Here is a 12,374-nt window from a genome sequence, read left to right on the forward strand (position 1 = left end):
ATCAGATATTCTTCGCGCAGAGGACACGTTTCGGGCGTGCGAATTCCGGCCATTGAACGAAGGTCGAATGGGCGATCCGGTGTTTCCATTCGCGCGCCGTCCCCGGGAATGAGTATGCTGGCAAAAAACAGGTAGACGCGAACTCCGCGATCTGCCGATTGGCCATGGCGAGGAAACGCGCGTTCGCGCTCGAACTTTTCGAGCACGAGTCCCGGCATTCGGGAAAAGATGCGCCTGCCGTTCATTTGGATTGCAGAAATGAACGAGAGCATCTCATCTCCGTTTATCCGCTACCCTATTGGCACCTCGCTGCTGATGGCCGGCATTCTGTTCGTCGGCATGGTGGCCTATCCATTGCTGCCGGTCGCACCGCTGCCGCAGGTCGACTTTCCGACCATCCAGATCTCGGCAAGCCTGCCCGGGGCCAGCCCCGAAACCATGGCCTCCTCGGTGGCGCAGCCGCTGGAGCGGCAATTCGCGCAGATTCCCGGCATCGCGCAGATGACCTCGACGAGTTCGCTCGGGTCGACGGCGGTCACCATCCAGTTCGATCTGAACCGCAACATCGACGGCGCCGCCAACGACATCCAGGCGGCGATCAATGCCGCCGGCGGCCAGTTGCCCAAGAACCTGCCGTCGCCGCCGACCTATCGCAAGGTCAACCCGGCCGACTCGCCGATCCTGCTGCTGTCGGCGACCTCGGACACCTTGCCGCTGATCCGGGTGAGCGATGCGGTCGACGCCCAGCTCGGGCAGCAGATCAGCCAGATTTCCGGCGTCGCCCAGGTGTTCATCGGCGGCCAGCAGAAACCCGCGATCCGCGTGCAGATCGATCCCGCCAAACTGGTCGCCAAGGGGCTCTCGCTGGAAGACATCCGCAGCCAGATCGCCATCACGACGGTCGACAGCCCGAAGGGCAACATCGACGGCGCCAGCCGCGCCTACACGATCTACGCCAACGATCAGCTCCCGGATGCCAACGACTGGAATGACGTCATCGTCGCTTACCGCAACGGCGGTCCGTTGCGGATTCGCGACATCGGCCGGGCCATCGCCGGGCCGGAAGACATGAAGCAGGCGGCCTGGGCAGACGGCAAGCGCGGCGTATTCCTCGTCATCTTCAAACAACCCGGCGCCAATGTCATCGGCACGGTCGACAGGATCAAGGCGCAGCTTCCGAGACTGATTGCCGCCATTCCGCCCTCCATCAAGATCAAGATCATCAGCGACCGGACATTGACCATCCGCGCCGCCGTCGAGGACGTGCAGATCACGCTGCTGATCACCATCGTTCTGGTCGTCATGGTGATCTTCATCTTCCTGCGCAGCTTCTGGGCCACGGTGATTCCTGCCGTCACCGTGCCGCTCGCGCTGCTCGGCGCCTGCGCGCTGATGTGGGTGTTCGGCTACACGCTCGACAACCTGTCGCTGATGGCGCTGACGATTGCGGTCGGCTTCGTGGTCGACGACGCCATCGTCATGCTGGAGAACATCACGCGCTACGTCGAGCAGGGCGAGCGGCCGCTTGCCGCGGCCCTCCGAGGCGCCGGCGAGATCGGATTCACGATCCTGTCGATCAGCATTTCATTGGTCGCGGTGCTGATCCCGCTGCTGCTGATGGGGGGCGTCATCGGCCGGCTGTTCCGCGAGTTCGCGGTGACGCTCGCGATGGCGATCTTCGTCTCGCTGGTGGTGTCGCTGACGCTGACGCCGATGATGGCGTCGCGCTTCCTGCGCGCGCATGGCGAAACCAGGCACGGCCGACTCTACCAATGGAGTGAGGCGGCATTCGACCGGATGCTGCATGGCTATGAGCGCGGGCTCGATCTGGCGCTCGGCTGGAGCCGGACCACGCTGTGCATCTTCTTCGCGACGCTGGCGCTGTCGGTCTATCTGTTCGTGATCATTCCGAAGGGATTCTTTCCGCAACAGGACAACGGCTTCCTGAACGCCGTGTCGGAGATGGCCCAGGACATCTCGTTTGCCGACATGAAGCAGCATCAGGAGGAGCTCAGCCGGATCGTTCGCGCCGATCCGGCGGTCGACAGCATGGCCGAGTTCATCGGCGGCGGCGGCACCGCGCTGAATTCCGGCCGCATGTACATCACGCTGAAGCCGCACGAGGAGCGCGATGCGGACGCGCAGCAGATCATCGCGCGGCTGCGGCCGAAGCTCGAGGCGGTCGAGGGAGCCCGGCTCTACATGCAGGCCTCCCAGGACGTCCGGCTCGGCGGCCGCGCCACCCGGACGCAATTCGAATACACGCTGCAGGATGCCAACCTCGCCGAGCTGAACCAATGGGCGCCGAAGATCCTGGCCAGCATGAAGACCCTGCCCCAACTGCGCGACGTCGCCACCGACCAGCAGACCGAGGGGACGACGGTGACGATGACCATCGATCGCGACACCGCATCGCGCTACGGCATCCAGCCGCAGCTGATCGACGACACGCTGTATGACGCGTTCGGCCAGCGCCAGGTGACCCAGTACTTCACCCAGCTCAACAGCTATCACGTCATCCTGGAGATCCTCCCCGAATTGCAGGGCAAGCTCGACACGCTCAACAAGCTCTACATCAAGTCACCGACGACGGGCGACGAAGTGCCGCTCTCGGTGTTCTGCAAGTGGACGACGGTTCCGGTGCGTCCGCTCGCGATCGCCCACCAGGGGCAGTTTCCCGCAACCACGATCAGCTTCAACCTCGCGCAAGGGGTCGCGCTCGGCCAGGCCACCGATGCGATCCAGGACGCCGTCGCCAATCTGGGGGCGCCGGCCACGCTCAGCTCGAGCTTCCAGGGCACCGCGCAGGCCTTCCAGCAGTCACTGAGCTCGGTGCCGCTGCTGATCCTGGCCGCACTGGTCGTGGTCTATCTGATCCTCGGCATGCTCTATGAAAGCTACATCCATCCGCTCACGATCCTTTCCACGTTGCCGTCGGCCGGCGTCGGTGCGCTGGCGATCCTGATGGCGTTCGGGTTCGACTTCAGCCTGATCGCGCTGATCGGCATCATCCTCCTGATCGGGATCGTGAAGAAGAACGGCATCATGATGGTCGATTTCGCGATCGCCGCCGAACGCGAGGAGCATCTGTCGCCGCGTGAATCGATCCGGAAGGCGGCGCTGCTGCGTTTCCGCCCGATCATGATGACGACGATGGCCGCCCTGCTCGGCGGCGTCCCGCTGATGCTGGGCACCGGAACGGGATCGGAAATCCGTCAGCCGCTCGGCTATGCGATGGTCGGCGGCCTGATCGTGAGCCAGGCACTGACGCTGTTCACGACGCCGGTCGTATATCTCTATCTCGACAGATTCTCGAACGCGCTTTCGAACTGGACGGCGACGAAGCGGCACGACGATGCCGAACCGCCGTTTAAGAACGCCGCCGAATAGCCATTCGCGTGCGCCGACGAGACCTACCCGAAGCGGTGATCGTAACGGGTGATCGACAGCTCCTTGGTGTCGATCTCGGGCTTCTTGCCGGAGAGCATGTCGGCCAGCACCCGGCCCGAGCCGCAGGCCATGGTCCAGCCGAGCGTGCCGTGGCCGGTGTTGAGGTGCAGATTGGCAAACCGCGTCGCGCCGATCACCGGCGGTCCGTCCGGTGTCATCGGGCGCAGGCCGCACCAGAAGGTGGCCTTGGGCAGGTCGCCGCCGCGCGGAAACAGATCGGTCAGCGAATGGTCCAGCGTCGCGCGGCGCGCGTCGTAGAGCTTGGTCGAATAGCCCGAGATCTCGGCGGTGCCGCCGACCCGGATGCGATCGCCGAGCCGGGTGATCGCGACCTTGTAGCTCTCGTCCATCACGGTGGATTCCGGCGCGCCGCTCGCGTCCTTGATCGGCACCGTGATCGAATAGCCTTTTACAGGATAGACCGGCAGCGAGATGCCGAGCGGCCGCACCAGATGCGGCGAGTAGCTGCCGAGCGCAAGCACATACGCGTCCGCGGTCATCAGACCGGCGCTGGTCGCAACGCCGGTGATCCGGGTGGCATCTGCGTTCAGGCCGTCGATGCCGACATTGAAGTTGAAGCGCACGCCGATCTTCTCGGCTTCCAGCGCTAAGGCCTGCGTGAACATGTGGCAATCGCCGGTCTCGTCATGCGGCAACCGCAGCCCGCCGGCGAATTTCTGCTTCACGCCGGCCAGCGCCGGCTCGGCTTTGATGCAGCCCTCACGGTCGAGCACCTCGAACGGCACGCCGTATTGCTTCAGCACCGCGATGTCGTCGCCGGTGTGATCGAGCTGGGCCTGCTCGCGAAACAGCTGCAGTGTGCCCTGCGCACGTTCGTCGTAGCGGATGCCGATCTCGCTGCGCAGCGCCTGCAGGCAGTCGCGGCTGTATTCCGCGATCGGGATCATCCGGCTCTTATTCACCGCGTAGCGCGACGTGGTGCAGTTACGCAGCATCTTCAGCAGCCACAGCCACATCACGGGATCGAGCCTCGGGCGGATCACCAGCGGGCCGTGCTTCATCAAGAGCCACTTCACCGCCTTCACCGGCACGCCAGGGCCGGCCCAGGGCGACGAATAGCCGGGCGACACTTCGCCGGCATTGGCAAACGACGTTTCAAGCGCAGGCTTCGGCTGGCGGTCGATCACCGTCACCTCATGGCCGGCACGCGCAAGATAATAGGCCGAGGTGACGCCGATCACGCCACTGCCGAGAACAAGGACCTTCACTTTTCCTCACATCCTGCAGCGAAAACGCAATCGCCGCTGCGAAACCACTCTGCTTCGCAACGGCGACAGCAATTTGTAGAGCTAGCTAAAGTTTAGCTAGCAATTATCAGGCCACGCGCTTGATGGCGTCGCCGAGGATCGAGACGATGTCGTCGATATGCGACTTCTCGACGATCAGGGGCGGCGACAGCGCGAGCGAATCGCCGCTCATGCGGAAGTAGAGGCCGCGATTGAAGCAATCGACCATGACGTCGTAGCCGCGCGCACCGACGGCACCATCGCGCGGCGCGAGCTCGACCGCGCCCATCAGGCCCTGGTTGCGGATGTCGACGACGTTCGGCAGACCCTTCAGCGAATGCAGGCCATCGCGCCAGTAATCGGAGAGCGAGGCACCGCGAGTCAGGAGCCCCTCGTCCTTGTAGATGTCGAGCGTGGCAAGACCCGCCGCGCAGGCCCACCGGATGCGCCGAATAGGTGTAGCCGTGGAACAGCTCCATGGCGTTGTCCGGGCCGACCATCAGCCCGTCATGGACCTGGCGGCTGGCGAACACCGCACCGCACGGCACGGTGCCGTTGGTGATGCCCTTGGCGGTCGTCATCATGTCCGGCGTCACGCCGTAGAAGTTGGCGGCGAACGGCGTGCCGAGGCGGCCGAAGCCGGTGATGACCTCGTCGAAAATCAACAGGATGCCGTGCTTGGTGCAGAGCTCGCGCAGGCGCTGCAGATAGCCCTTCGGCGCCGGCAGCACCGCGGTCGAACCGGGCACCGGCTCGACGATCACGGCGGCGATGGTGTCCGCGCCATGCAGCGCGACCATCCGCTCGACATCGTCGGCGAGTTCGGCGCCATGGTCCGGCTGGTCCTTGGCGAAGGCGTTGCGGGCGAGATCATGGGTGTGACGGATGTGGTCGACACCCGGCAGATGGGTCGCGAACTGGCGGCGGTTGGCGACCATGCCGCCGACCGACAGACCGCCGAAGCCGACGCCGTGATAGCCGCGCTCGCGGCCGATCAGGCGGGTGCGGGTCCCCTGCCCGTTGGCGCGATGATAGGCCAGCGCGATCTTCAGCGCAGTGTCGACCGATTCAGAGCCCGAATTGGTGAAGAAGATCCGATCCAGCCCCTTCGGGGCGATCTCGGCGAGGCGCTCGGCGAAATCGAACGCCAGCGGGTGGCCCATGTTGAAGGAGGGCGCGAAGTCCAGCGTGGAGAGCTGGCGCTCGACGGCGGCCGCGATCTGCGGGCGGCCATGACCGGCGTTGACGCACCAAAGACCGGCGGAGCCGTCGATCACCTGCCGGCCGTCGACCGAGGTGTAGTACATGCCCTTGGCGGAGGAGAACAGCCGCGGCGCTTTCTTGAACTGCCGGTTGGCCGTGAAGGGCATCCAGAACGAATCGGTCTTGATGGTGTTCGGAATCTGATGAACGGTCACGGCGCACTCCATGGGCTGGGGATGCGTAGTCGGACCACTCTTCAGGGCACTCAACAAGTCCTTTTCTGTCGCAGCGCAAGCCATTGATCTTGTTGGGGCGCTCTGCCAAGATTTGTTCTATCCGCAACACCTGCAACAGGGATTTGTGATGAGCGTCGATATCGGCGGACGGCTGCGATTCATCCGCGCGCGGCACAAGCTGTCGCAGCGCGAGCTCGCCAAGCGCTCCGGCGTCACCAATTCGACGATTTCGCTGATCGAATCCAACCAGATGAACCCGTCGGTCGGCGCGCTGAAGCGGATCCTCGACGGCATCCCGATGGGGCTCGCCGAATTCTTCGCGATCGAGCCGGAGCGGCCGCGCAAGGCGTTCTACCGCGCCGATGAGCTGACCGAGATCGGCAAGAAGCCGATCTCCTACCTCCAGATCGGCGACAGCCTGTTCGGACGTGCATTGCAAATCCTGAAAGAGCGCTACGAGCCCGGCAGCGACACCGGCCGGGTGCCGCTGGTGCATGAAGGCGAGGAAGGCGGCATCGTGGTCTCGGGCCGGCTCGAGGTCACGGTCGACGACGAGCGCCGGGTGCTCAACACCGGCGACGCCTATTACTTCGAAAGCCGCCGCCCGCACCGCTTCCGCTGCATCGGCGCCAAGCCGTGCGAGGTGATTTCGGCCTGCACGCCGCCGACATTTTGAACCCGCAGCAGGCGGCGGGCGACCCAAGCCGCAAGGGCCGCATGCCGCGGCCTCGCGGGTGACGTCGATGCCTTGCTCCCCACGGCTTGCGGCCGCCGTCGCGGCCATCTCGGCCCTCGCCTCCGGGCCGTCTCTTGCGATGGACGATTTCCTGCGCGCATCGAGCAGCGCGCCGACCGCGATCAGCCTGTGCGGCGACGGCGGCGATAACAAGATCAAGACCGCCGACTGCAGGAAGGCCGGCACCGACAGACTGGTGGCGCAGATCGACAAGGCGTTCGACGCGGCGCTCGGCAGGCTGCCGGCCAACGTCAAACCGCTGTTGAAGCGCGACCAGGCCTGGTTCAACGAAATGATCATCGACGCCGCGGACGTGCTCACCGAAACCGATGAGGACGAGCTGAAAGCAAACTTTGCCGCAGCCTTGCGCCGTCGCGCGGCCGCGCTTGACGGCATCGCATCGGGCCGTCCGGGCCTGTCGGGCAACTGGGTCAATGCCTTCGGCAGTATCACGCTGACACCAACAGAGGGCGGCGCCTATCGCCTCGCCGCCGACCTGCGCGGCGACTATGGCGGCGACCGCCGGCGAACCTGCAAGCTGAGCGCCGACCTGAAGCCTTCCGGGACTGGCTGGCTCTGCGGCCCCGTGGCGATCGAGGCGGACGCATCCACCGACAAGCCCAAATCCGACGCGGCTGCTGCTTCCGCCAAGCCGCCGTCGATAAAACTCCGCCGCCAGGGCGAGACGTTGCGGATCGTCGGCACCATCGATGACGAGGAGTTCGGCGGGCTCAACGACTGCTCGTCGATGTGGCAGGTCACCGGCAGCTACTTTGCCGCCGGCAAGGATGCGGCGCCCGACAAGGCCGACACTGCGTTCGTCGCGCCGACCTTCGACTGCACCAGGCCCGAGACCGCGACCGACGAGGAGATCTGCGCCGATCCTGATCTCGCCGACAACGACCAGCGGCTGAACCGCGCCTGGAAGGCGTTGCAGCCGCGGCTCGACGAGGCGACGCGGCGCGCGCTGATCGACGACCAGCGCAACTGGGTGAAAAGCCAGACCGAACAATTCCCGGAATTCCTGCATCCGGCCTGGAACAAGCAGAGCTCGCAGGTGCACTTCACCGTCGATGCGCGCGATCATGTCAACGGCTTGCAGCGCGAGCGCCTGGCGCTGCTCGAGGGCTTTGACGACAGGCGCAGCGGGCTTCCCGGCGTCTGGCTGGCCTATAATGCCATCATCAAGGTCACCGCAGAGAAAGACGGCACGCTGAAGGCTGTCGGATGGAAGTGGGACCAGGGCGACTGGAAGGCCGGCTGCGACTACGAGATGACGGGCAAGATGGTCGGCGGCGCGTTCCGCTCCGACGAGCAGCGCAAGAATCCGGATACGCTCGAGCGCGACCATGCGATGCTGATCGTCAACCGGCAGGACGATGCCTTCGCCAAGAAGCGTACCGGGAAGGACGGCACCGAAGACAGCGACGACGAGGCGAAATGCAAGCGCCGGCTCGATAACTCCTCGACCGCGCGGCTGTTTCCCGCACGCCCCTCGCCCGACATCGACAAGTTCAAAGGCTCGATCAGATAGAGCGCTCTCAAGCGAAGTGGGTGCCCCGTTTCGATTCAAATCGGAGCGGAAAGGCTCTGGTCACACGACGCTATCACAAATCGCGGGTCTGCCGGTCGCCCCACGCAATAACGGCGGCAATGGTGGCGAACATCGCGGTGACTGCGATCATGACGAGGATGGTGTCGAGAGGCATGGGTCGTCTCCTTATCGTGGAGAGACCTAGCGCGTCTGCGTGCGGATCGCCTTGTGCTGGATCAAAAGCCGACGCCGTAGCGTCAGCTCGCGCCGCTCAGCCGGAGCCGTTCGAGATCGAGCAGCCGCACACCATCGGGCACGATCAACACCACCTTCTCGCGCGCAAGGCGGGTCAGGGTGCGGCTCACCGTCTCGATGGTGAGACCGAGATAGTCGGCGATGTCCTGCCGGCTCATCGGCAGCGGCACGGTGACGGACACGCTTCCGATCCGGGCGTATCGCGTCTGCATGTTGAGCAGGAATGCGGCGATCTTCTCCTCGGCAGTGCGCCGCCCGAGCAGCAGCATCTGGTCCTGCGCCAGGCTCAGCTCGTGCCCCGCGAACTCATGCAGGCGGCGCAGCAGATGCGGCTTGCCGTCGACATAGGTGAGGAACGCCGATCGCGCGAAACGGCAAACCGCGACCGCGTTGACCGCCTCCGCGGTGACGCCGTAGCGGTCCTGCAGCGCCAGCCCGAGGAAATCGCCCGGCAGCGCGAAACCCACGATCTGGCGGCGACCATCGGGCAATGATTTGTAGAGCCGCACTACCCCATCGGTAACGTTGAACACGCTCCCCGCCAGCGCACTCTGCTCGAACAGCGTCGTTCTTGCCGAAACCTGCTTCGCCTGGCTGATCCGGTCGAGCTCCTCGAGCTCGGACGAATCAAGCGCGGCGCAGACGCTGAACAGCCTGACCTTGCAATCCTCGCAGCCGTTCGTGGCATGGCCGTGCCTGCAGTCGCACGGAGTCGCGCCGGCGCACGAATCCAGCAGTGGTTCGGCAATGCTCATGGCTTCGGGGGTCCGCGAGGTTAGAATCTCGACACTATCAACCAACCCCGATTTGATCTGGATCAACCGCCGGCCGCATTGATGCAGATCAATGCTGCGCCGCCGTTTCCCCAGCAGTAGTGCCCATCATCGGGGAAATCCGGCGATGAATGAGCAATTCCAAGCACTTCCGATCGACCATCAGCATGCGATCGCGGCCTATCCGCTGGTGTTCATGCATGATGCCAGTATTACCACGGAGCAATGGCTGCGGTTCGTGCGCCGGCGCTCCCGTGGCAGCTCGCCCGAGACCGGGCTGATCGCGATCCGCGATCGCCGTGGCGTGATCCATGCCCTGTTCAGTTACCGCATCGACAACGACCTGCGCGTCCGCAAGCGGCTCAGCATCAGCGACCTGATCGTCGCGCATCTGCCCGGCTCGCGGATCGACGACGCGGTCTCGAACGTCATCGCCGAGGTATCGGCGCAATATGGCTGCCAGAACGTCACCATCGAGCAGCCATTCGCAGCCCGCTATCCGCGGCGCGCGCGGTGCCCGACTGCCGAGGCGCTGCGGCATCGCCACCGGCGCGTCAACTGAGATCGCGCGGCTCGATCCGGTTCGGCCCACGCGGCCGGATACGTGTTCGGACTTGGCCGACGAACGCGCCCTGCTCCGTTGCCGCCACAGCTGCGCGGGAGTAGCCTTGCGGCGGCTGGAAGGTCCGATTGCCGACGGAGCCATCGCATGCGCATCATCCTGCTGTTGGTCGCCATTCTGCTGGGCTCGTTCGCTCCCGCAGCAGCCGATGACGTCGCCACGGCGCAAGGCGTGATCCGCGCCCAGGAGCAGGCGTTCGGCCGCGACGACGCCGCGACGGCCTATTCCTATGCCGCACCCGCGATCCGGCAGATCTTTCCGCAGGCCGATATCTTCATGTCGATGGTGCAGAACCAATACGCGCCGGTCTATCGCCACAGGAGCTTCGAGTTCGGCGCGGCGCAGAGCGCTGGCGACCGGATCGCGCAACGCGTTCAGATCGTCGACGCCAATGGCGAGGCGTGGGAGGCGCTCTACACGCTGGAGCGACAGGCCGACGGCAGTTTGAAGATCACCGGCTGCTCGTTGCTGAAGGCCGGTCAATCGGTGTGACCGCACGGATCGGGTCCGCAACCTGAAGACAGCCGCTTCAGGCCAAGCCCTTTCTCGGCCGGAGCCTGTCTTCAAGCCAGTCGAATATGACTTCATTGGCCAAGGTCGGGTTATCGATGTGTCCCTGCATCGACGCGGTTTCAGCGCGCCGGAACAGGATCAGCCGGGCGTCACGATGAATGCTGCTCAACTGGTCGCCGAATTTGGTCAAGGCGCCTGGCAGAAGCCAGCCGGCTTCGCCGGCAGTGACGAGCAACGGACATTCGATGCTTCGTGAAATAGGGTTGGCTTCTTCAATCCAGCAGATTTGCGCGTCGTCGCCCGCTTGCCGATGGAAGAAGCTTCTCTCGTGCGAGTCCCAAATTCCGGCGTCGCAAACCGCCGCGGCAAACCGGGCATCACTTGCGGCCGCCCGGGCGACCAGGGACGAGTTGCAGGCGTCCGCCACGATGGCGATCCGCGTGCTGTCGACACCGGGCTTCTCCGAAAGAAAGTCGAGGATGCGGCTCATGGCCGCTTCGAACTTGTGGCCCTCGAGCCGTTCCGGCGACAAGGCCGTCTCAGTCCCCAGCAGATCCACGGCGAGCAACGAGAATCCGCGCTCGTTGGCATGACCCGCGTATTTGGTGATCAACTCTTCCTTGTAGGAACCCGGCTCGCCTATGCACACGATGACGGGTCCATCGTCGCGCAAGGCTAACGGCAAATAGTAGGCCTGCAGCGACAGGTCTTCCGTCCAGGGAATCGAGAGCACCTGGCCGGCCGGAAGGCGGGTCTTCAGAAAGCTGGTCGCGCATCGCCGCATGCCGGCGACGGCGCGGTTCAGCAAATCGTTGGCGTATCCGGGAGGCCTTACCGCGGCGTGAAAGTAAGTGGTCGCCCGGAGCCAGTTGCGACGGGCCGTGACCAGATTGTTGTTCAGCAACGAAAGCTCAGCTCTTGCCTCGTTCAGCTCGGCGGTCTTGATCCACTCTTCCGACCACGAGCTCTCCGATGCGAGGTTGATCTTGCTCAAAGTCAGCCAGCATTCGGAGACCGTCGAACCGCCTTCCTGTGCGGCGGCCAGAAGCTTGATGAACTCCGCGGACAGATCCTCGCGATCCGGCCAGGCAGGCCAGCCCTTGTCATCGAACTCGACGCTGCTTGACGAGGCTCCACGCGCCCCAAAATGGTCATGCATGTTTCGTCAACTCGTTCGCACCCGGCTTCGCCGCCGGTACGCGTGAAAAGTACGAGTCCGCCCGTTGAGGTCGACGAGCCGCCGCTTCGGTCGCCGCGCAAAATTGGCGCCGAAATCGCAAACGCCAACCACGCGGCTCTCCCAAGAAAATATTCCAATTCGGCTTCATATAATTGAAGTAATTCGGCGGCGGCAAATGTTGATATGGCGGCGCAGGAATGCGTTGCGCTTATGCCTGAGGGCCGAATGTTGCTGCAGCAATCGTTGCCGAGCAAATGCTCGGAAATGTTCCGGATGCCGCCAACTTGCCTATCTCGCGTGGCGAACGTGCTCACGGAATCGCGAGAACCGGCATGCAGCTGCTCACTCGGCCGTGACTTCGTGAGGATGGTCGGCTTGAGCGCGCGCTAGCTTATCCCCGCACCGCTAAATGGGTGCGCTGTCGCCGCTTCAAATGAAGAACCTCCGGCAGGGCATTGCCGGAGGTTCTGGAGGTTAGTTCATGAAGAGTCTGATATCTCCTCGTCATGGTCGGCAGAGCAACCGACATCCGGTTTGTACATGATAGACTAATATTAGTAAATCATACAACAGACTCTTCTTTCAAAATCAAAGCCTCGACAGTTTCCCGTCGAGGCTTTGGGTC

Annotated in this window: 8 protein-coding genes and 1 pseudogene; 5 read left to right on the forward strand and 4 right to left on the reverse strand. The window is 64.1% G+C overall.

Annotated features, from left to right (window positions below):
* Window positions 1-258: 258 nt before the first annotated feature.
* The gene (locus tag ACVIGA_RS11820; RefSeq protein WP_456666519.1) at window positions 259-3,390 is read left to right on the forward strand and encodes a multidrug efflux RND transporter permease subunit; all 3,132 of its coding nucleotides are present in this window, start codon (window positions 259-261) and stop codon (window positions 3,388-3,390) included.
* A 23-nt stretch (window positions 3,391-3,413) separates the two neighbouring features.
* Here the strand turns inward: ACVIGA_RS11820 and ACVIGA_RS11825 are convergent, their stop codons facing one another.
* Both ACVIGA_RS11825 and ACVIGA_RS11830 read right to left on the reverse strand, forming a co-directional pair.
* Window positions 3,414-4,679, reverse strand: coding sequence for a D-amino acid dehydrogenase (locus tag ACVIGA_RS11825; protein ID WP_456666520.1), 1,266 nt, complete (start codon window positions 4,677-4,679; stop codon window positions 3,414-3,416).
* Between the two features lie 106 nt (window positions 4,680-4,785).
* Window positions 4,786-6,127, reverse strand: a pseudogene (locus tag ACVIGA_RS11830) (aminotransferase class III-fold pyridoxal phosphate-dependent enzyme).
* A 136-nt stretch (window positions 6,128-6,263) separates the two neighbouring features.
* On the opposite strand from ACVIGA_RS11830, the gene ACVIGA_RS11835 reads away from it, so the two are divergent.
* The gene (locus ACVIGA_RS11835) at window positions 6,264-6,812 is read left to right on the forward strand and encodes a cupin domain-containing protein (protein ID WP_456666521.1); all 549 of its coding nucleotides are present in this window, start codon (window positions 6,264-6,266) and stop codon (window positions 6,810-6,812) included.
* 67 nt (window positions 6,813-6,879) lie between these two features.
* Complete coding sequence (locus ACVIGA_RS11840) at window positions 6,880-8,406, forward strand: lysozyme inhibitor LprI family protein (protein ID WP_456666522.1); 1,527 nt, start codon at window positions 6,880-6,882, stop codon at window positions 8,404-8,406.
* A gap of 257 nt (window positions 8,407-8,663) precedes the next feature.
* On the opposite strand, the gene ACVIGA_RS11845 is transcribed toward ACVIGA_RS11840, so the two are convergent.
* Window positions 8,664-9,416: a helix-turn-helix domain-containing protein gene (locus tag ACVIGA_RS11845; RefSeq protein WP_456666523.1), complete on the reverse strand. Its 753-nt coding sequence runs from the start codon at window positions 9,414-9,416 to the stop codon at window positions 8,664-8,666.
* A 145-nt stretch (window positions 9,417-9,561) separates the two neighbouring features.
* Here ACVIGA_RS11845 and ACVIGA_RS11850 point away from each other — a divergent pair, with 145 nt between their 5' ends.
* Window positions 9,562-9,996, forward strand: a complete 435-nt coding sequence (locus tag ACVIGA_RS11850; RefSeq protein ID WP_456666524.1) for a hypothetical protein — start codon at window positions 9,562-9,564, stop codon at window positions 9,994-9,996.
* A gap of 147 nt (window positions 9,997-10,143) precedes the next feature.
* A complete protein-coding gene (locus ACVIGA_RS11855; RefSeq protein WP_456666525.1) occupies window positions 10,144-10,548 on the forward strand; it encodes a DUF4864 domain-containing protein in 405 nt (134 codons plus the stop codon).
* Between the two features lie 37 nt (window positions 10,549-10,585).
* Here the strand turns inward: ACVIGA_RS11855 and ACVIGA_RS11860 are convergent, their stop codons facing one another.
* Window positions 10,586-11,728: an alpha/beta hydrolase family protein gene (locus tag ACVIGA_RS11860; RefSeq protein ID WP_456666526.1), complete on the reverse strand. Its 1,143-nt coding sequence runs from the start codon at window positions 11,726-11,728 to the stop codon at window positions 10,586-10,588.
* Window positions 11,729-12,374 lie beyond the last annotated feature (646 nt).

This window comes from Bradyrhizobium sp. USDA 3240 (assembly GCF_054063295.1).

Coding starts and splice junctions, on each gene's coding strand:
- ACVIGA_RS11850 (WP_456666524.1), top strand. CDS start 9,562: ATGAATGAGCAATTCCAAGCACTTCCGATCGACCATCAGCATGCGATC.
- ACVIGA_RS11835 (WP_456666521.1), top strand. CDS start 6,264: ATGAGCGTCGATATCGGCGGACGGCTGCGATTCATCCGCGCGCGGCAC.
- ACVIGA_RS11860 (WP_456666526.1), bottom strand. CDS start 11,728: ATGCATGACCATTTTGGGGCGCGTGGAGCCTCGTCAAGCAGCGTCGAG.
- ACVIGA_RS11820 (WP_456666519.1), top strand. CDS start 259: ATGAACGAGAGCATCTCATCTCCGTTTATCCGCTACCCTATTGGCACC.
- ACVIGA_RS11855 (WP_456666525.1), top strand. CDS start 10,144: ATGCGCATCATCCTGCTGTTGGTCGCCATTCTGCTGGGCTCGTTCGCT.
- ACVIGA_RS11840 (WP_456666522.1), top strand. CDS start 6,880: ATGCCTTGCTCCCCACGGCTTGCGGCCGCCGTCGCGGCCATCTCGGCC.
- ACVIGA_RS11845 (WP_456666523.1), bottom strand. CDS start 9,416: ATGAGCATTGCCGAACCACTGCTGGATTCGTGCGCCGGCGCGACTCCG.